This window comes from Bacteroides sp. 3_2_5, assembly GCF_000159855.2.
Classification (GTDB): domain Bacteria; phylum Bacteroidota; class Bacteroidia; order Bacteroidales; family Bacteroidaceae; genus Bacteroides; species Bacteroides fragilis.
Map to the genome: position 1 here is coordinate 104,179 of NZ_JH636044.1, position 19,879 is coordinate 124,057.

The window sequence follows — 19,879 nt, forward strand, 5'->3', positions numbered from 1 at the left end:
TACTTATATAATGTGATAAATGTCGTTATAATCTCCGTTTTGCAAAGTCGAGGTTGCAAAATTACATAAAATAAATGGCAATATTATGTTTTTGAACATCTTATTTATTTTAGATCGGTTTTGTCTATGTTCTTATAGATATTATTAATGGATAAAGTTCCGTGTTTTTTGAACTAAATCCTTATATTTGCGTTATTAATAACGGCATATAACCGACAAACGTAATTACCAATCTAAAATAAATCAGATTATGACTAAAAGTATTAAAGGCACTCAGACAGAAAAGAATTTGCTGACATCATTTGCTGGAGAATCACAGGCAAGAATGCGTTACACTTATTTTGCAAGTGTAGCTAAAAAAGAAGGTTACGAACAGATTGCAGCTATCTTTACAGAGACTGCCGATCAGGAAAAAGAGCATGCAAAACGTATGTTTAAGTTCCTTGAAGGAGGTATGGTTGAAATCACTGCAAGCTATCCTGCCGGTGTTATCGGTAATACTCTTCAGAATTTGCAGGCTGCAGCGGCAGGCGAACATGAAGAATGGTCTTTGGATTATCCGCATTTTGCAGATGTTGCAGAACAGGAAGGTTTCCCAATGATCGCTGCTATGTATCGCAATATCTCTATTGCAGAAAAAGGGCATGAAGAAAGATACCTTGCTTTCGTAAAAAATATAGAAGTTGCATCTGTATTCGCTAAAGAAGGCGAAGTTGTATGGCAGTGCCGTAACTGTGGTTATATCGAAGTGGGTAAAGAAGCTCCTGAGGTATGTCCGGCATGTCTGCATCCACAAGCATACTTCGAAATCAAGAAAGAAAATTATTAATAGATTGCATTTTGCAGAAAGGTGGAGCTATACTTAAATATAGCCCCACCTTTTCTTTTATCTCTCTGTTGAGTTATTTTTTTCTATTTACCGGCATGCGGATAATCGACCGTGTAGTGAAGACCGCGGCTCTCTTTACGCTCCATGGCCATACGCATAATCAGATAACCTACATTGATCATATTACGCAGCTCACATATTTCTTTAGATGCTACACTACGCTTGAAAAGGCTTTCGGTCTCTTCATATAAGATATCCAGACGATCCCATGCACGTTTCAACCGGAGATCGCTGCGGACGATACCTACATAGGTACTCATGATCTGATTGACTTCTTTCATGCTTTGAGTAATAAGTACCATTTCTTCCGGTGAGCGGGTACCTTCGTCATTCCATTCCGGAATTTCTTCGTTATAAGTATATTGGTCGATAACCGATAAACAATGTCTGGCAGCAGCATCTGCATAAACCACTGCTTCTATCAGTGAGTTTGAAGCCAACCGGTTGCCACCATGCAAACCTGTACACGAACATTCGCCGGCAGCGTATAGCCGCTCGATAGAAGATTGGCCATTCAAATCCACTTTAATACCTCCGCAAAGGTAATGAGCCGATGGTGCTACAGGGATATATTCTCTGGTAATATCGATTCCCAGACTCAGGCACTTCTCGTATATATTGGGGAAGTGTTTTTTAGTCTCTTCCGGATCTTTATGAGTTACGTCGAGGTAGACGTGGTCGTCTCCACGGTTTTTCATTTCATTATCGATAGCACGCGCTACGATATCACGCGGTGCCAGAGACAAACGGGGATCATATTTCTGCATGAACTCTTTCCCGTCCATGGTACGAAGTACACCACCGTATCCCCTCATCGCCTCGGTAATGAGGAAAGAAGGACGATCGCCCGGATGGTAAAGCGCTGTCGGGTGGAATTGTACGAATTCCATATCTTTTACGGTTCCTTTTGCCCGATATACCATGGCAATGCCGTCGCCGGTTGCTACAAGCGGGTTGGTTGTAGTCTGGTAGACAGCCCCTACTCCACCTGTTGCCATTAATGTCACTTTGGCCAGATAAGTATCCACTTTCCCTGTTTTCGGATCGAGTATGTAGGCTCCATAACATTTGATGTCCGGTGTCTGACGGGTGACGGTTACTCCTAAATGGTGTTGTGTCAGGATTTCGATGGCAAAATGATTTTCAATAACCGTTATATTCGGATGTTGTTGTACGGCTCGAATCAGGCTGTCCTGAATTTCGGCGCCGGTATTATCTTTATGGTGCAGGATACGAAACTCCGAATGACCTCCTTCCCGGTGAAGATCGAACTCTCCTTTTTCGTTTTTATCGAAGTTTACACCCCAACTGATCAGTTCTTGTATCTGTGCGGGAGCTTCACGTACGACTTTTTCTACAGCGGTACGGTCACTGATCCAGTCACCGGCAATCATTGTATCTTCAATATGTTTTTCAAAATTGTCTACCAGCAGATTGGTCACTGAGGCCACTCCTCCTTGGGCAAAATAAGTGTTTGCTTCTTCCAGCCCGCTTTTGCAAACAAGGGCAACTTTTCCTTTATGTGCCACTTTTAGGGCAAAACTCATTCCGGCGATACCAGAACCGATTACGAGGAAATCGAACTTTTTAACCATAAGTTTTAGTGTTTATCACCGCAAAGCTACAAAATAAGTTTTTTCGTTGTGCTTTTCGTTGCCATTAATTCATAAATTTACTAACTTTCCGCCAAAAATCTGACAAAATGAACCGTATCTTTCATGCTCGCATTGTCTGGTACCAATATTTCCTGCTGGTTGTATTGGGTGTTAATGCTTTTGGTTTCTTATGGTGTAAGAATATTATATTAGCTACTCTGATGATGTTGTTTCTGATTGTTGTTATCGAACAGATCATACATACTGTTTATACCGTTACGGCAGACGGCCTGTTGTTACTTAATCATGGGCGTTTTATCCGTAAGAAAACCATTCCTATTGCAGAAATTACTTCTATCCGGAAAGTCCATTCTATGAAATTCGGAAGTTTCTCTGTAACCAACTATCTATTGATAGAATATGGAAAAGGGAAATATGCTTCTGTACTTCCGGTGAAAGAAAAGGAATTTATGGAACTGATTGAAAAAACAAGAAACTTAATTTAGTGAACTATGAAATACCAGGTTATTATTATCGGTGGAGGGCCTGCCGGCTATACGGCTGCTGAGGCTGCCGGGAAAGCAGGACTGAGTGTGTTGCTTTTTGAGAAACAAAATTTAGGAGGTGTCTGTCTGAACGAAGGGTGTATCCCGACAAAAACGTTACTCTATTCGGCTAAAACCTATGATGGTGCTAAACATGCGTCAAAATATGCTGTAACGGTTCCAGAGGTCTCTTTTGATCTTCCTAAGATCATTGCTCGTAAATCGAAGGTGGTACGTAAACTGGTTTTAGGGGTAAAATCGAAGTTAACGTCCAATAATGTTACTATTATAAGTGGAGAGGCAACCATTTTGGACAAGAATACGGTTCGTTGCGGTGAAGAAACTTATGAATGTGATAACTTAATTCTCTGTACAGGTTCCGAAACTTTTATTCCTCCTATTCCCGGAATCGATAGTGTAAACTATTGGACACATCGTGAAGCATTAGACAATAAGGAGTTGCCGGCTTCACTTGCCATTGTGGGCGGTGGAGTGATCGGTATGGAGTTTGCGTCCTTTTTCAATAGTCTGGGTGTGAAGGTGACCGTTATTGAGATGATGGATGAAATTCTGGGAGGCATGGATAAAGAGCTTTCCGCCCTGTTGCGTGCCGACTATGCAAAGCGGGGCATTCAGTTCCTGTTAAGTACCAAAGTCGTTTCATTGGCACAGACGGAAGAAGGTGCTGTGGTTTCTTATGAAAACGCCGAAGGGGCAGGAAGCGTGATTGCCGAAAAGCTATTAATGAGTGTGGGACGTCGTCCGGTGACAAAAGGCTTTGGGCTTGAGAACCTTAACCTGCAACGGACAGAACGTGGAAGTATTGTAGTGAACGGGCAAATGGAAAGCTCGTTACCCGGAGTCTATGTTTGCGGTGATTTAACCGGATTCTCCTTATTGGCACATACTGCTGTCCGTGAAGCAGAAGTAGCCGTACATGCAATTCTTGGAAAAGAAGATAGGATGAGTTATGCCGCTATCCCCGGGGTAGTTTATACTAATCCTGAAATAGCCGGTGTCGGGCAGACAGAAGAATCTCTGACTGCAAAAGGCATTGCTTACCGTGCCGTAAAACTTCCCATGGCATATTCCGGACGTTTTGTTGCTGAGAATGAAGGAGTGAATGGAGTATGTAAGGTGCTACTTGGCGAGGATGATACTATTTTGGGAGCACATGTTTTGGGTAATCCTGCTTCTGAGATTATCACGTTGGCAGGGATGGCTGTAGAAATGAAACTGAAGGCAGCCGAGTGGAAGAAGATTGTTTTCCCACATCCTACGGTTGCCGAGATTTTCCGTGAAGCATTATAAGAGTTACAGATTGCAGGTTACGGATTATAGTGGGGTGCAGATTAATCATGCAGCGAACTGCAGTCCGTAACTTGTAGTTTGTCATTCGTAGCTTGTAAGCATTATGAAGAAACTGAACTTATTTATTTTATTCTCTTTTTGTTTTTCGATTATCACTTGGGGACAAGCCAATTTTGCAGCGATTGATTCACTTATTAAAAAAGAACTGCCTCAAGGTTCGGAGGTTGGTATTTCCGTGTATGACCTGACTGCCCGAAAGACACTTTACACCTATCGTGATACCAAACTTTCGCGTCCGGCATCTACCATGAAACTTTTGACTACCATTACTGCGCTTGCCCGGCCGGACGCAGATGAACCTTTTCGTACTGAAGTGTGGTATAAAGGTACAATAGAACATGATACACTTCGAGGAGATATCTATGTGGTTGGCGGATTCGATCCGGAGTTTGATGATGAAGGAATGAATGCATTGGTAGAAGAGGTGATTACTTTCCCTTTCTCGGTATTGAAAGGGAATATCTACGGAGATATATCGATGAAAGATTCTCTCTATTGGGGAAGCGGTTGGGCATGGGATGATACTCCCTCCTCTTTTCAACCTTATCTATCACCATTAATGTATCATAAAGGCATGGTGAAAGTGACAGCTGTTCCGGGGGCGACACGAGGTGACTCGGCACGTTTAAGCTTTGAGCCGTCATCGTCTTATTATACTATGACCAATGAAACTAAAACACGTACATCCTCTGCCGGTAAGTTTTCTGTGTCAAGAGGTTGGTTGGAAAATAAAAATAATCTTATTGTCAGTGGAAATGTAGAGAATAGAAGAATAGGTGATGTAAATGTATATTCTTCGCAGGACTTTTTCATGCATACTTTTGTCGAACGTTTACGTAATAAAGGTATAGAGATTTCTAATCATTATGCTTTCGACAGTTTCCGGTCTGACAGTCTTTCTATCTGTATGGCACGTTGGGAGTGTCCGGTTCAGGATGTGATAGACCAGATTATGAAAGAGAGTGATAATTTGAGTGCGGAAGCACTGCTTTGCCGTTTAGGTGCCCGGGCTACAGGTAAGAAGCAGGTTTCGGCTAAGGACGGAATTGAGGAAATATATCGGTTGATTCAGGATTTGGGACATGATCCGGATAACTATAAGATAGCTGATGGTTGTGGATTGTCCAACTACGACTACCTCTCTCCTGCCCTACTGGTTGATTTTCTGAAGTTTGCTTATTCGCGGACAGATATTTTCCGGAAATTATATAAGACCCTTCCGGTTGCAGGCATCGATGGAACATTAAAAAATCGGATGAAACAAGGGGCGGCGTTTAAGAATGTACATGCCAAGACCGGTTCTTATACTGCTATCAATACATTAGCCGGTTATCTTAAGATGGCTAATGGACACCAAGTGGCTTTTGCCATAATGAACCAGAATATACTTTCAGCCGCTAAAGCAAGGAATTTTCAAAATAAAGTATGTGAGATACTGGCAAACCATCAATGACGAACGATGAACCCTCTGTGGAAACCACAGTCGGTTCATCGTCCCATTGATCGTTAACGGTTTACCATTAATGGTTCATCGTTCATATTCTGCCCAGTTCACGTTTTTCATGTCTCCGCTTTTAGCCAGTTCGGCGTGCATTCCTAAAGCGGCTTGAATGGCATGAGGAGTCTGTGACTTATTACCTGCCAGTTTCAGGTAATCCCATAAAATCTGTTTGTAATCCGGGTGTGCACAATTCTCGATGATTGCTTGTGCTCTCTCTTTCGGACTCTTACCGCGCAGATCGGCTACTCCCTGTTCGGTAATAACGATGTTGACAGAGTGTTCGCTATGATCCAGGTGAGAAACCATCGGAACGATAGAACTGATCTTACCTTCCTTAGCCACTGACGGACAAGTGAAGATAGAGATGTACGCATTACGTGTAAAGTCGCCCGAACCGCCGATACCGTTCATCATTTTGGTTCCGCCAATGTGGGTAGAGTTTACATTACCATAGATATCCGCTTCAATGGCTGTATTGATAGAGATGATGCCTAAACGGCGAACTACTTCGGGGCTGTTAGAGATTTCTGACGGACGGAGGATCAGTTTATCACGGAAAAAGTCCATATCGTCATATATACCCTGCAGACAATCGTTGGTTACGGTCAGCGAACAGGCACTGCCGAATTTTACACGTCCTTCGCGAATCAAACCGATCACAGAGTTCTGGATAACCTCAGTATACATTTCGAAGGCAGGAATTGTTTGGTCACGTCCCAATGCACCCAAAACTGCATTGGCGATGTTGCCTACTCCCGATTGTAACGGAAGGAATGTAGAAGGAATGATACCGCGTTTCATATCGGCAGCCAGGAAGTCGGCTACGTTCTGGCCGATTTTATCGGTGATAGGATCGGCTGCTGCAAATGAGCGGGCTTCGTCGGGCCAGTTTGTCTCTACTATACCTACGATTTTTTTCGGATCGACCTGTATGTAAGGTAGTCCGATGCGGTCACTTGGTTTATAGATCGGAATTTCACGGCGATAAGGCGGATCGAGTGGTTCGTATACGTCATGCATTCCCATCATGTTTTTGCTGTGTGCACTGTTCAGTTCGACAATGATCTGGTCGGCCAGGCGGCAGACGGTCGGAGCAATTCCGCCGGCAGCCGTCAGATAGATTTTTCCGTCCGGAGTTACTTCGCAGGCTTCGATAATGGCTACATTCACTTTTCCCATGAATCCGTAGCGTACCTCTTGTGCCATTTGTGAAAGGTGAATGTCATTATAGGCAATCTCACCGTTGTTCACAGCTTTACGGAAATCGGGGTTGGTAGTGTAAGGGGCACGATAGCGGATGGCTTTTACACGTGATAATATACCGTCACATGAATCTCCGGTAGAGGCTCCGGTAAAGATGCCGATTTGGAAAGGATTTCCTTTTGCGTGTTCCGCTTCCGCTATTTTTGCTATTTCGGAAGTGACCGCTTTGGCCGTTCCTGCGGGTGTGAAACCGCTGAGGCCGATGTTGTAGCCATGTTTGACAAGGCTGGCAGCTTCTGCTGCAGAAATGGATTTGAATGCCATAATTATAGTATTATTTTCGTGTTAGGAATAATTATTTCAATATTTTCTATTCAGAATTTCGGACCAGATAATGGCTTTTCGGGCTTCTTCAGCCGAATGAATAGTAAATTCCGGGTCGTTGGCCGGAGTCGTTTCTATTTTCTGAGAAACTGTTTTGTTCTTTTTTACTTCCACTTTCTGAGAAGTGGGTTGGGAGTGTAACGGTTGGTATTTTCGCGTGACTTTCAGGACTTCCGGTTCTTCAGTATCCGGAATGGGTACGAAAGGTTTTTGGGCAGATCTTTCTGTTTTGCTCTTTTTGATCTGTCTGATAAGAGGTAATGCGAAAGCAGCCATAATGACGAGGACTTTTACAATATCATCCATAGTACTTTTATTTTCTACAGTCCGCCAAAGTTATACATTTAATCTGATTGATACCAATATTTTGGCATGAAAAAAGGGCAGCTTCACAGCTCCCCTTAATTTTTTTAACCTAAACCTTAACTATGAAAAAATCTAATGTTTCTTTCATTGCACAAATGTGTGAAATAAAATTAATAGTGCCAAATCCTTACGCCATAAATGTTTGTTCTATTAACATAAATTATCCTTTTAGCTCTAAATTGATAAGTTAAGGTGTTATTTTGGTTTCATTTTACAACTTTTTGAGGATGAAGCAGTATCTTTGCGGACGCAAATTTAAATTCTGAATTTATGAACGAATTGACGGGAGCGGACTTTAAATCCGCAACTGCTGATGACAACAAGAAGTTGTTTATCGAGACTTATGGCTGCCAAATGAATGTGGCAGATAGTGAAGTAATCGCCTCTGTGATGCAAATGGCGGGTTATTCGGTTGCCGAAACGCTGGAAGAGGCTGATGCGGTGTTTATGAATACCTGCTCTATCCGTGACAATGCCGAACAGAAGATTTTGAATCGTCTGGAGTTCTTTCATTCGATGAAGAAGAAAAAGAAGCACCTTATTGTAGGTGTATTGGGGTGTATGGCCGAGCGGGTAAAAGATGATCTGATAGAACACCATCATGTGGATCTTGTAGTAGGACCGGATGCTTATCTGACTCTTCCTGAGTTGATTGCTTCGGTAGAGGCCGGTGAGAAGGCAATGAATGTAGAACTTTCGACTACTGAAACCTACCGGGATGTGATTCCTTCGCGTATCTGTGGTAACCATATCTCCGGATTTGTATCCATCATGCGCGGATGCAATAACTTTTGTACCTATTGTATTGTGCCTTATACCCGTGGACGTGAACGTAGCCGGGATGTGGAGAGTATATTGAATGAAGTGGCCGATTTGGTATCAAAAGGTTACAAAGAGATCACTCTGCTGGGGCAGAATGTAAACTCTTATCGTTTTGAGAAGGAGGGGGGGGAAGTAGTTACTTTCCCAATGTTACTTCGTCTGGTGGCTGAGGCTGCACCGGGAATACGTGTCCGTTTCACTACTTCGCATCCCAAAGATATGAGTGATGAAACCTTGGAGGTGATTGCACAGGTTCCTAACGTATGCAAACACATTCACCTTCCCGTACAAAGCGGAAGTTCGCGTATCCTGAAATTGATGAATCGCAAATATACGCGTGAATGGTATCTGGACCGGGTAGCGGCGATCAAACGTATTGTGCCCGATTGCGGACTTACTACCGATATATTTTCCGGCTTCCATTCCGAAACGGAAGAAGACCACCGGGAATCACTTTCGTTGATGGAAGCTTGTGGTTATGATGCAGCATTTATGTTTAAATATTCGGAGCGTCCCGGTACTTATGCTTCCAAGCATCTGGAGGACAACGTTCCCGAAGAGATAAAAGTCCGTCGGCTGAATGAAATCATTGCTTTGCAGAATCGTTTGTCGGCCGAATCCAATAATCGTTGCATCGGTAAAACGTACGAAGTGTTGGTTGAAGGTGTTTCGAAGCGTTCACGCGACCAGCTGTTCGGCCGGACCGAACAGAATAGGGTAGTGGTATTCGACCGCGGTACCCATCGGATAGGTGATTTCGTGAATGTGAGAATCACGGAGGCCAGTTCTGCCACATTGAAGGGTGAAGAAGTCTTCAGCTAATCCGGGTTTTTGTATATAAGATAAAAAGGTGTAGTCATCAGGAAGGTATGACTGCACCTTGTTTGTTATATGGCTACATTGTTTTATCTTTGTGCGTACCTTAGAAAATAGAACACTATGAAGAACAAATTATTTATTTTATTTGCATTTTGTATTTCAGTCCATGTTTATGCTCAACAGCCCTCCAGGGAGATACCTTTAAAATATGGAGCTACCAATATTGGCAAACGTCAGGATGATGCTATGAAGCGGTTTCGCAACAATCGCTTGGGAGAGTTTATTCATTGGGGACTGTATGCTATTCCCGGTGGCGAATGGAAAGGTAAAGTATATAATGAGGCTGCCGAATGGCTGAAATCATGGGCTAAAGTCCCTGCTGCCGATTGGCTGGAATTGATGAAACAATGGAATCCTGTTAAGTTCGATGCCAGACAATGGGCCCGGATGGCCAAAGAGATGGGAGTGAAATACGTTAAGATTACGACAAAACATCATGAAGGTTTCTGTCTCTGGCCCAGTCAATACAGTCAGTATACCGTAGCGCAGACGCCTTATAGAAAAGATATCTTAGGTGAATTGGTGAAAGCCTACAATGATGAAGGTATCGATGTACATTTCTATTTTTCGGTGATGGATTGGAGTCATCCGGATTATCGTTATGAGATTACATCGAAAGAAGACAGCATTGCTTTCAGCCGTTTTCTGACTTTTACCGACCATCAGTTGAAGGAACTGGCTACCCGTTATCCGACAGTCAAAGATTTCTGGTTTGACGGAACTTGGGATGCAAGTATCAAGAAGAACGGTTGGTGGACAGCTCATGCCGAACAAATGCTGAAAGAACTTGTACCGGGAGTTACCGTTAATAGCCGGCTTCGTGCCGATGATTATGGTAAGAGGCACTTTGACAGTAATGGCCGTCTTATGGGAGATTATGAGTCGGGATATGAACGGCGTCTTCCCGATCCGGTAAAAGACTTACAAGTGACTAAGTGGGACTGGGAGGCTTGTATGACTGTTCCTGAAAATCAGTGGGGATATCACAAAGATTGGTCGTTGAGCTATGTTAAAACCCCGATAGAGGTGATCGATCGCATTGTGCATGCGGTGTCGATGGGAGGAAATATGGTAGTGAATTTCGGTCCTCAGCCCGATGGAGATTTCCGTTCGGAAGAGAAAGAGTTGGCGATGGCATTGGGGTGCTGGATGAAGAGGTATGGTGAATGTATATATGGATGCGACTATGCCGGATGGGATAAGCAGGACTGGGGATACTATACCCGTAAGGGGCAAGAGGTATACATGGTTGTATTTAATCGCCCCTATTCGGGGCTTCTTAAAGTAAAGATCCCCAAAGGTACCGAAATAGAAAGAGCCGTTTTGCCGGATGGACAGGTGGTAAAGGTAACTGAAACTGCCCGGAATGAATATAATGTGGCCATGCCTTCGCAAGATCCGGGTGAGCCGTTTATAATCAAACTACAAGTTAAGGAGGCTTCCGGAGCAGCAGACGGATATCGGGACGCATTAACGTAACGGTACCCCCGTCACGCTATGCACTTGCTTTAACAAACCATTAAAATAAAATATCATGAGAAAACTATCTTATTTAATCATCGTGTGCTTATGCCTGTGCAGTGGTGTCATTCCTCTGATGGCACGTCAGGTCACGGCTTTCAATACCGGCTGGCAATTTAAGAAAGGTCCTTTTGCTACAGATCCGATGCGGGCCGCCTCCCAATGGGATGGAAAGTGGGAAACGGTCGAAATTCCACATACCTGGAATGCCATGGATATGCAGGTACAGTCGGGCTCTTTCTACGAAGGGGCAGGCTACTACCGCAAAACACAGTTCTTTCCTCACGACTTGGAGGGTAAGCGTGTTTTTTTGCGTTTCGAAGGGGTAGGAGCCTGTGCCGAAGTGTATGTCAACGGGAAACTGGCAGGTACGCACAAAGGTGGTTATTCTGCCTTTGCATGCGAAATAGGTACAGCGCTCAAACTCGGTGCCGAGAATGAAATCATTGTTAAAGCCGACAATAAAGCCCGTCCCGATGTAATTCCGGTCAATCAAAACCTTTTCGGTGTCTACGGCGGTATTTATCGTCCCGTATGGCTGATTGTAACCGAACAGAATAACATAACGGTTACCGATTGTGCCTCGCCGGGTGTCTACATCACCCAAAAGGATGTATCGAAGAAATCGGCCGATATCACCGTAAAAGTGAAATTGGATAATGCAGGACTTCAACCTGCTGCTGTAACACTCGAAAACACTATTTATACGCAGGAGGGCCGAAAAGTCGGTACACACAGCCGGTCGTTTGACTTGAGTCCGCAAGGGACACAAACTTATTTGTCCACTTTTAAACTGAAGAACCCACATCTCTGGCAGGGACGTAAAGATCCGTATCTTTATAAAGTTGTCTGCAGGCTGATGGCAGACGGAAAAGTAATCGATGAAGTGGTGCAGCCTCTCGGGGTGCGGAAGTATGAGATAGTAGCCGGGAAAGGCTTTTTCCTGAACGGAGAGAAGTACCCGATGTATGGTGTGACCCGTCATCAGGATTGGTGGGGATTGGGTAGCGCCCTTAAAAACGAACATCACGATTTCGATTTGGCTGCCATTATGGATGTGGGAGCCACTACTGTCCGTTTTGCCCACTACCAGCAATCAGACTACCTTTATTCCCGCTGTGATACATTGGGACTGATTATTTGGGCCGAAATACCTTGCGTGAACCGGGTGACCGGATACGAAACTGAGAATGCGCAAAGCCAGCTTCGCGAATTGATCCGCCAGAGTTTCAATCATCCTTCCATTTATGTATGGGGGCTTCACAATGAAGTATATCAACCACATGAGTATACAGCTGCATTGACCCGTTCTCTCCATGATCTTGCCAAGACAGAAGATCCGGACCGTTACACCGTTTCGGTCAATGGGTATGGTCACATGGATCATCCGGTCAACCTGAACGCAGACATACAGGGTATGAACCGTTATTTTGGCTGGTACGAGAAAAAGATACAGGACATCAAGCCATGGGTGGAACAACTTGAAAAAGACTATCCCTATCAAAAATTGATGTTGACCGAATATGGTGCCGATGCGAATCTGGCTCATCAGACCGAATACCTTGGGGATGCCCTGAATTGGGGAAAGCCTTTTTATCCGGAAACATTTCAGACTAAGACACATGAGTACCAGTGGAGTATTATCAAAGACCATCCGTACATCATTGCTTCTTATCTCTGGAACATGTTCGATTTTGCCGTACCTATGTGGACTCGTGGCGGTGTGCCTGCCCGTAACATGAAGGGGCTGATTACCTTCGATCGTAAAACAAAGAAAGACTCTTATTTCTGGTATAAAGCCAACTGGAGCGAAGAGCCGGTACTCTATCTCACACAGCGTCGCAATGCCGATCGTGAAAAGCGAACGACAGCCGTTACCGTTTATTCCAATATCGGAATTCCGAAAGTATACTTGAATGGACAGGAACTGAGTGGCATTCGCAATGGCTATACCGATGTACATTATGTGTTTGACAATGTATCACTTGCCGACGGAAAAAATATACTGAAAGCTGTAGTCTCAACTAAGGGGAAGGAATATACTGACGAGATTGAATGGAATTATTCCGGTGAGAAAAACAGGGAAATCGATTCATATGAAAATAAGAATGAACATTCGGGCTTTTGATCGTAGATTTCAAAATTTCCTACGAAAATGTATTTTGATCTTCCATCTTCCACCTCCTGTTTTTAAGGACCGAATAGATCATAAATTTCTGATAAACAGATAAAAATTCGGATTTTTATCTGTTTATATCCATTATTGTATTTTGTTTTTCTCGTTATCTTTAGTGAAAATGGTCTTTTCTTTATCTCGTCCCGCATACCTGTGCCCATCGTCCCGGGTACACAGGCCCATCAGCCCGGGTATGCGGGCCGATGAGCCCGGGTATATGGACTCAGATAATGATGCCATATAAAGAAGTAACATTCTTATTGTAAGCGTGTTATGAAAAGAAGATTATTAACTTGTTTTCTTCTGAATTTGCTTTTTGAAAGGAGTATAAAGCCGTATAACTTTAGAAAACCTCTTTAATATATTGTGTAGGTGGAACTTTATAGAATTTCTTAAATCGTTTTCCGAAATATTTGGCATTACAAAAGCCTAGAAAAGTGGCTATTTCCGTAACTGTATATTGTTGGGTAACCAATAAAATTTTAGCTTTATTCATTTTGAAATAATGCATGTATTCTGTAGGTGTCTTGTCTGTAATTTCTTTTATTTTGGTGTAGAATTTGGTACGACACATTCCCATATCGGCACTTAACATGTCAACTGTATAGCTTTCTGTTGAAAGATTCTTTTCCAGAAGCTTGTTCACTTTGTTTATGAACAGTGCGTCCTCTTCACTTTTTGCAGTTGGTGAAGGCAGATTGTCCGACAGGTTTTTCTCCAGGAGTTTCATGATACGTTCATGCTTATTGATAAGTATTTGTATATCCATTTTGAGTCTGCAAATATTGATTGCGCGGGGTTCCAATTTATCTACTCCACAGTCCGCATGGGCAAGATAACTTCCGTTATCATTGTTACTGATCAGGAGAATGACAGGAATATGAACCATGCTTGTATTCGATTTTATTTTAGAACAGATTTCCTTGCCGCGTATGCCGTTTACCGTTTCGTCAATAACGATAATATCCGGTAGCCGATCTCCCGAGAAATGTAATATCTGTTCCGGATTTTCAAGGATCGTTATTCTGAAAAGTATGGAGAACGCCTTATGCAAATAGTTGCTTAACTCTGTATCTGCCATAACCAACAGTATGTGATGCTGTTTTTTATCGGGACGGATGATTTTATCATCTTTCATTACAGGAGGCACTACTTCCGGACATTGGATGGTATTACAATATCCGTTGATAGGTACAGTAACCCGGAGAGTTATTGACCGTCCGTGATAGCTGCCAATCAACTTTCCACCATGTAAGCGGATTATCTTTTTTATAATTTGAAGACTTCCGCAATAGTGTATTAACATAAATGTAGAGATGAACGAAAGCATCTTTTTGTGACTTTGCCTGCATTCCGGTCCATTGGTTATCTGGAGGTTCCAATGCTTGATGCTGTGTGACACGTCCATATTTATGCAGCCTTTGCAAGGTGTGGCTTCTATCATTTTATTCAGCAGGCATTGCAGAGCGGCAGTCATCGTTATTTCGTCCACCCGGCAACTGATATAACTGAAGTCTTTATTAATATTTAATTTTATTTGACGAGTATCGGCGTACGCCCGGCATTGGTTGACGATTGAGGTTATAAAAGTGTAAAGTTCGAATTCAATGGGAGAGGAGCCCGGGTGCAGTTCATTCTCCTTATCGTCGAATACCGCAATGTTCTGGTAGCAACTCATAATATGACTGGTGTATCTAAGTATCCGCTTTACTTTTTGGGATGTAGATTCGGAGAGACTGTCCGAAATGATTTCTTCCAGTAGGTGGTGGATCAAAGTTAACGGTGTCTGAGTTTTATGGGTTATGTTTAAGATCAGTCTCAGCTTTTCGTGAGGAAATAGCTTTGTGCTGTATACCATTCGGTAATATACGATAAGGGAGATAAGTAACCCTATTGCCAGGCCCTCAATAGGATAAGACCATGACGGTTGCCATAAGAACATTGGAATAATGGTGGCCGTTTGAAACTGACTCGCGAAACTTTCATTCATTTCAATAAGTGTATTGGTTGGGCTACAAGGGCATGCGTAATTAAATTGTATGTCCATTAAGATAATTAGTAAGAAAGTGAGAATTGATTTCATAATTATAGCTAGATAAATTTTAATTTTATGTTCCTATTTGATCTATGGTTTTTTATACATTTTTTATTCCTATGAATATCTTAACTATTGTTGTTGCTGCAAGTATATGATTTTTTGAACATCCTGATTGGGTATAATCTTTCAAAAGAAATGGGTAATATTTGGTGCAGAATTGCGATGTATATCTTTTTCGTAATAAAGATCCTTTTGTCATGAGGAGTTATTTATTATTTTGAATTGTCAAGTCTCTTTCTCTCTTTTATGCCCGAATGGTCCTATTTTATATGTTTTTTATTCCTATTTAGATGTCGATTGGCTATATTGAAGATGCTATATAGGGCTTATTGGGTGGGTAGAAAGAAACCTCCAACGGGGTATTTTCTCTAGTTGAATCAGATTCAATTTAGGGATGCCTCTTCTCTATATGTAATACCTGTCTTATGCAACTATCTTTTGGATTATAAGTGGCTGATATACTGATGAAAATATCTGTTTTTGATTTTTGGATATGATGATTTTTTTTTGATTGAAAGGGATATCTTGGTCAATCCAAATTCATAAAAATAGTAGTATAATCAAGGGCTGATGCGATTGTGTCAAGTGTTAATTCGATGTGCTAATTGAGGTTAAATATAGATTATTACTTATTATTACCTGTATATGGGGTAAATATCGACATTGTAATACTATGTAATAAATTGTAATACACTGAAATATACCCATAATGTAAAGGTTTCTTTTTAAAGGGAAAATATTAAAGTAATCTGAATTTGATATGAAAAATAAGACAGTGGCAAACATCTGCTTTTTTGTGCCTGTTTGAGGCAAATATTTGAAGGCCTGCTTACCAGCATCAACAATGGGCCAATTGTGAGTTTATTCTCTGTCAGTCAGTGAAATCTATGAGGGAACTTTGAGATAATATTGTAAAGTATTACATTTGTTTGCAAAAACAAACAGTGATGAAACGTTCTAGGTTATTTTTATGGATTTTTGGGATATTGATGCAAGCATTTTTAATTAGTATGCACTTCTATCAGAGGAACATGGAAGCAATGTATGCCGAAACCGAGTATCTTCTGAAGGAAGTTTTGAATGAGGAACTACACAGAAAGCAGCAAGAATTGAATCTATTTTATATCTCCAAAGTAACAATCGATACTATTCCTTTAACGATTCGTGTTACAACAAGTAAGGGAGTCAAGACTTTTACTGTTGATGCTAAAAAGAGTAAAAAGAATATTTCTCAAAGTATGGCAGAGCGGTCTTGGCATTCAGCTGCTTGTATGAAGAGTCGTTTGTCTACAGATACTTTAAATTTGCTTTGGAATAGAAGGCTTAAAAGCCAGCAAATTTTTGCTAAAACCGATGTACATATAACCACAACTCATTTAGATAATACTATTTCTTATTGTAAATGTAAGAATTGCAAAGATTATTGTTTTGGAACGCATAAATTCACTTTTTATGTGGGAAATAGATGCGAAATCGAGGTTATAGCTTTTTGCTCTTATTTAAGATGGGCCGTATATCAGTATCATAGTATCCCATTTGAAGTTATATGGAGTGTGACGGCTGTTCTTATCATTATTCTCTGTAGTTGGTATTTGATAAAGAAGTATATATCTAAAATTCGAAATGATAAAAAACATTTAGCTAATGACCGAGATCGTGAAAGAAAGGTTCGTATACAATTGGAAAAGGATCAGAAAAGGTTGGAGGTAAAACAAAAAGAATATGAAAAACGGATAAAAGACTTTTCAGCAAAAGGCGAAGAATACGAGGAAGAGAGAAAAAGTATGGAGAAAATACTGAAAGAGTATGAGAATCAAATTCAAAAACTGAAAGAATTAAGGGAATCTGGGAAGGAACCATTACTTTACAGATTGAGTCCAAAAGTTACTTTCGATTCTTATGCAAAGGTATTAATTTGTAGCGACCAAACAATATCTCTTACTTCACAAGCATGTCAACTGTTGGATGCTTTTCTGAATGCTTCCGAGTATATTTTAACTTATGAGGAGCTCTTGCGATATTTATGGGAAGATGGTACTGGGGATATGATTCGTTTGCGAGTCGCAATTTCTCGTTTACGTGTTGCGCTAAGTATAGATCCTGAAATTTCTATTTTTCAGAAGGATATTAATAAATACCAACTAGTACTGCCTGAAAAGAGGTGATTTAGGGAAACTTTTATATTATGTAATAAATTGTAATGCAAAAAATGGTGTTATATTGATCAATAGCTTTTAACTTTGCTGTGAATAATTAAAACGTATATCTTATGAAAATGAAAAACTATTTGAAAGTAACTGTATTTTGGGTCGCTGTCCTTTCGGTTTGGTGCTTAAAGCCGACAAAAAAATCTCAAGATACTCTCTTGTTGCAGAATGTCGAAGCTTTGGCAAGTGGAGAAGAGCCTTCACAGATTCATTGTTATTGGCGAGGCTCTGTAGATTGTCCTGTTAGCCATGATAAGGTAGAGGTTGTATATGAGTACTAATTAAACGATTAAGGTTGTACTCAATAACCTTTTTGAAAATGGAGTAGATTTAGAGGAAGGGAGCTGGATTTTAAATACTTTAGAAATAGAGCTATAGCAAAGATAAAAATATTATAGTCAGCTCTAAATTAAAAAGATCATGGGAAAATATATCAGTATATTAATCTTAATAGAGACTATTCTTTTAGGATGTCACTCGACAAAAGAGAAGATTGAGTTTTCAAACAGAGTGATTTGTAGCGATAGCATATCGCGAGAACTGGTTGTTTTAAATGATACGTTTTTATTTTCGTATCCTTTGCAAATAGAATGTATAGACTCAATGCTACTGGTATTGGATAATGTTAATAATAATTTCTTCCATCTATTTACTCTAAAGGGTGTACCCATAAAATCATTTGGAGAAAAAGGGCAAGGTCCTATTGACTTTATAAATGTGGAATCATTCAATTTATCTGAAGATAGAAAAATCATGTATGCCTACGATACGTCATTACGTAAAATAGTGAAATATGATGTTTCTTCTTTTTTGAAAGATTCATTGAAATCTGAGGTTATACAGGTGAATTATGATAGCTTGCCTCAAACCGAAGTGCCTACAATAATCTATGATATGCTTTCTCTTAAAGATTCAAACTTTCTGGTAAAAGCAAATCATAAGGGCCTTCGGTTTGGATTATTAAAAGATGGAAAGGTTACTCAATTATACAATTCTTTCTCTGATTGTGTAAATACGAACGATGACGAAGAAGTCTGGTCAGTTTTCTGTAGCAATACCAAAACCAAATTAAGACCTGACAGGACAAAGATGTTGAATGCAACCTATCTTGGAGGAGTATTGGAATTGTTTGATTTGGATGATAATTGTTCCTTATCATTGGCAAAGATACTTTATATTTACGAGCCTAAATATGGTATTGCCGAAGGGGCAATACCTAAATATGTTGTTTTCAATGAAACGACTCAGATTGGTTTTGAGGACATATATGTAACCAATAATAGTATATATACATTATTACATAGTATAGGGAGTGAAACTTTACCTTCGGAAATTACTGTATTTGATTGGGCGGGAATTCCAATAACTAAAATTAAAACAGGGTGCTCCCTCTCTAATATTGCCGTCGATGGGAAGGATAACACAATCTATGTAATTGCCGAGAACGAACAGAATGCTTATGAGCTTTCTTGTTTGTCTTTAAATTGATTCTTTCACATGTCATTGGAGTGATAACCCTATCACCATTGGTTGGAGCTTGATAAACATACATCAATGGCAGGCTTCTTTTCAAAGAAACAGTAAGCAGCAATAGCTGAAGAGCATTGGCTATAGAGTTTTTGAATCAGCGGTGTCTGGATGTTCAATCTGTGTAATATTTTTCAATTTATTATTTTAAATGCTCCCGATTATACGGTGAGTGATGAGGATATCATTAAGTTTATTTGGAAAGACGAAACGAGTATTCAGATAAATACGTTTTGTTCTGCCGGAAACAAATTAGGGAAGAGATTGGAGTAAGTTGGTTGTGACGTTTGCTTCAGGCGTTTTGGAACCGATTGTTATCGTATGTTGTTCATAGAGGATCTTGTTGGCAATGATTTGATATAAATGGCAATAAAATTGATAGCAGTTTATCCAAAATCTCTTTTTACCTTTGCTGCCAGTTATTAACACTTATACTTTGAAGCCATGAAAAACTATATGAAATTAATCTTTGGGTTAATAGTCTTGATCGGGTATTGGCCTACCACGAAAATTCCTAAGAGAGTAAATTCCCTATTTTTGCAAAATGTAGAGGCGCTTGCCGGCAGTGAACACGTTACCAATTTAGGTTGCTTGGGTGACGGATCTGTAGATTGTCCTATTAACCATATCAAAGTAGAACATGTGGTTCAAGGATTTAGTCTTGGGGAGTGAGGATTCATTTTATATAAATCTCATCACACTAGAATCATTCATTGCATTATCAATTAGGGTTAGAAAGGGAGTGGAACGATCTACGTCCTGGGAAAAGTCTTAGAATCGTTCACTCCCGGATAA

Annotated in this window: 15 protein-coding genes and 1 pseudogene; 11 read left to right on the forward strand and 5 right to left on the reverse strand. The window is 40.8% G+C overall.

The features are described from left to right. Positions 1-250: 250 nt before the first annotated feature. Entirely contained in the window at positions 251-829 is a 579-nt protein-coding gene (gene rbr / locus BSHG_RS17040; RefSeq protein ID WP_005783570.1) for a rubrerythrin, read from the forward strand. A gap of 83 nt (positions 830-912) precedes the next feature. Here rbr and nadB read toward each other — a convergent pair whose 3' ends face one another. After that, positions 913-2,484 (reverse strand): L-aspartate oxidase, encoded by a 1,572-nt coding sequence (nadB, locus tag BSHG_RS17035; RefSeq protein ID WP_005783573.1) that lies wholly within the window; start codon positions 2,482-2,484, stop codon positions 913-915. Positions 2,485-2,591: 107 nt separating this feature from the next. Between nadB and BSHG_RS17030 the strand changes: the two genes are divergently transcribed. The 3 genes from BSHG_RS17030 (at position 2,592) to dacB (ending at position 5,853) form a co-directional block, all read left to right on the forward strand. Next, positions 2,592-2,990, forward strand: a complete 399-nt coding sequence (locus BSHG_RS17030; RefSeq protein WP_005783575.1) for a PH domain-containing protein — start codon at positions 2,592-2,594, stop codon at positions 2,988-2,990. 6 nt (positions 2,991-2,996) lie between these two features. After that, the gene (gene lpdA, locus BSHG_RS17025) at positions 2,997-4,340 is read left to right on the forward strand and encodes a dihydrolipoyl dehydrogenase (RefSeq protein ID WP_008657842.1); all 1,344 of its coding nucleotides are present in this window, start codon (positions 2,997-2,999) and stop codon (positions 4,338-4,340) included. Between the two features lie 103 nt (positions 4,341-4,443). Beyond that, a complete protein-coding gene (gene dacB / locus BSHG_RS17020; RefSeq protein WP_008657843.1) occupies positions 4,444-5,853 on the forward strand; it encodes a D-alanyl-D-alanine carboxypeptidase/D-alanyl-D-alanine-endopeptidase in 1,410 nt (469 codons plus the stop codon). A 75-nt stretch (positions 5,854-5,928) separates the two neighbouring features. On the opposite strand, the gene BSHG_RS17015 is transcribed toward dacB, so the two are convergent. Continuing rightward, the gene (locus BSHG_RS17015; RefSeq protein ID WP_005797086.1) at positions 5,929-7,428 is read right to left on the reverse strand and encodes an acetyl-CoA hydrolase/transferase family protein; all 1,500 of its coding nucleotides are present in this window, start codon (positions 7,426-7,428) and stop codon (positions 5,929-5,931) included. A 36-nt stretch (positions 7,429-7,464) separates the two neighbouring features. Then, the gene (locus BSHG_RS17010; RefSeq protein ID WP_005783583.1) at positions 7,465-7,794 is read right to left on the reverse strand and encodes a hypothetical protein; all 330 of its coding nucleotides are present in this window, start codon (positions 7,792-7,794) and stop codon (positions 7,465-7,467) included. 330 nt (positions 7,795-8,124) lie between these two features. Here BSHG_RS17010 and miaB point away from each other — a divergent pair, with 330 nt between their 5' ends. The 3 genes from miaB (at position 8,125) to BSHG_RS16995 (ending at position 13,204) form a co-directional block, all read left to right on the forward strand. Further along, positions 8,125-9,498 carry a tRNA (N6-isopentenyl adenosine(37)-C2)-methylthiotransferase MiaB gene (miaB, locus tag BSHG_RS17005; protein ID WP_005783584.1) on the forward strand — a complete coding sequence of 458 codons (1,374 nt, stop codon included), beginning with the start codon at positions 8,125-8,127 and terminating at the stop codon, positions 9,496-9,498. 117 nt (positions 9,499-9,615) lie between these two features. Next, positions 9,616-11,034 carry an alpha-L-fucosidase gene (locus BSHG_RS17000; RefSeq protein ID WP_008657849.1) on the forward strand — a complete coding sequence of 473 codons (1,419 nt, stop codon included), beginning with the start codon at positions 9,616-9,618 and terminating at the stop codon, positions 11,032-11,034. A gap of 55 nt (positions 11,035-11,089) precedes the next feature. Continuing rightward, entirely contained in the window at positions 11,090-13,204 is a 2,115-nt protein-coding gene (locus BSHG_RS16995) for a glycoside hydrolase family 2 protein (protein WP_008657851.1), read from the forward strand. Positions 13,205-13,595: 391 nt separating this feature from the next. Here BSHG_RS16995 and BSHG_RS16990 read toward each other — a convergent pair whose 3' ends face one another. Beyond that, positions 13,596-15,299 carry a helix-turn-helix domain-containing protein gene (locus BSHG_RS16990; protein ID WP_008657853.1) on the reverse strand — a complete coding sequence of 568 codons (1,704 nt, stop codon included), beginning with the start codon at positions 15,297-15,299 and terminating at the stop codon, positions 13,596-13,598. A gap of 998 nt (positions 15,300-16,297) precedes the next feature. Between BSHG_RS16990 and BSHG_RS16985 the strand changes: the two genes are divergently transcribed. The 3 genes from BSHG_RS16985 to BSHG_RS16975 all read left to right on the forward strand — a co-directional run bounded on the left by BSHG_RS16985 (position 16,298) and on the right by BSHG_RS16975 (position 19,045). Next, on the forward strand, positions 16,298-17,515 hold the full coding sequence (locus tag BSHG_RS16985; protein WP_005792258.1) for a winged helix-turn-helix domain-containing protein: 1,218 nt from the start codon (positions 16,298-16,300) through the stop codon (positions 17,513-17,515). 104 nt (positions 17,516-17,619) lie between these two features. After that, the gene (locus BSHG_RS16980; protein WP_005783603.1) at positions 17,620-17,838 is read left to right on the forward strand and encodes an NVEALA domain-containing protein; all 219 of its coding nucleotides are present in this window, start codon (positions 17,620-17,622) and stop codon (positions 17,836-17,838) included. A 139-nt stretch (positions 17,839-17,977) separates the two neighbouring features. After that, positions 17,978-19,045, forward strand: a complete 1,068-nt coding sequence (locus tag BSHG_RS16975; protein ID WP_005783604.1) for a BF3164 family lipoprotein — start codon at positions 17,978-17,980, stop codon at positions 19,043-19,045. Between the two features lie 32 nt (positions 19,046-19,077). Here BSHG_RS16975 and BSHG_RS23395 read toward each other — a convergent pair. After that, positions 19,078-19,231 (reverse strand): annotated as a pseudogene (locus BSHG_RS23395) (IS982 family transposase); the annotation flags it as partial. A 309-nt stretch (positions 19,232-19,540) separates the two neighbouring features. Between BSHG_RS23395 and BSHG_RS16970 the strand changes: the two are divergent. Beyond that, positions 19,541-19,756 (forward strand): NVEALA domain-containing protein, encoded by a 216-nt coding sequence (locus BSHG_RS16970; RefSeq protein WP_005783606.1) that lies wholly within the window; start codon positions 19,541-19,543, stop codon positions 19,754-19,756. The last annotated feature ends 123 nt before the right edge of the window (positions 19,757-19,879 follow it).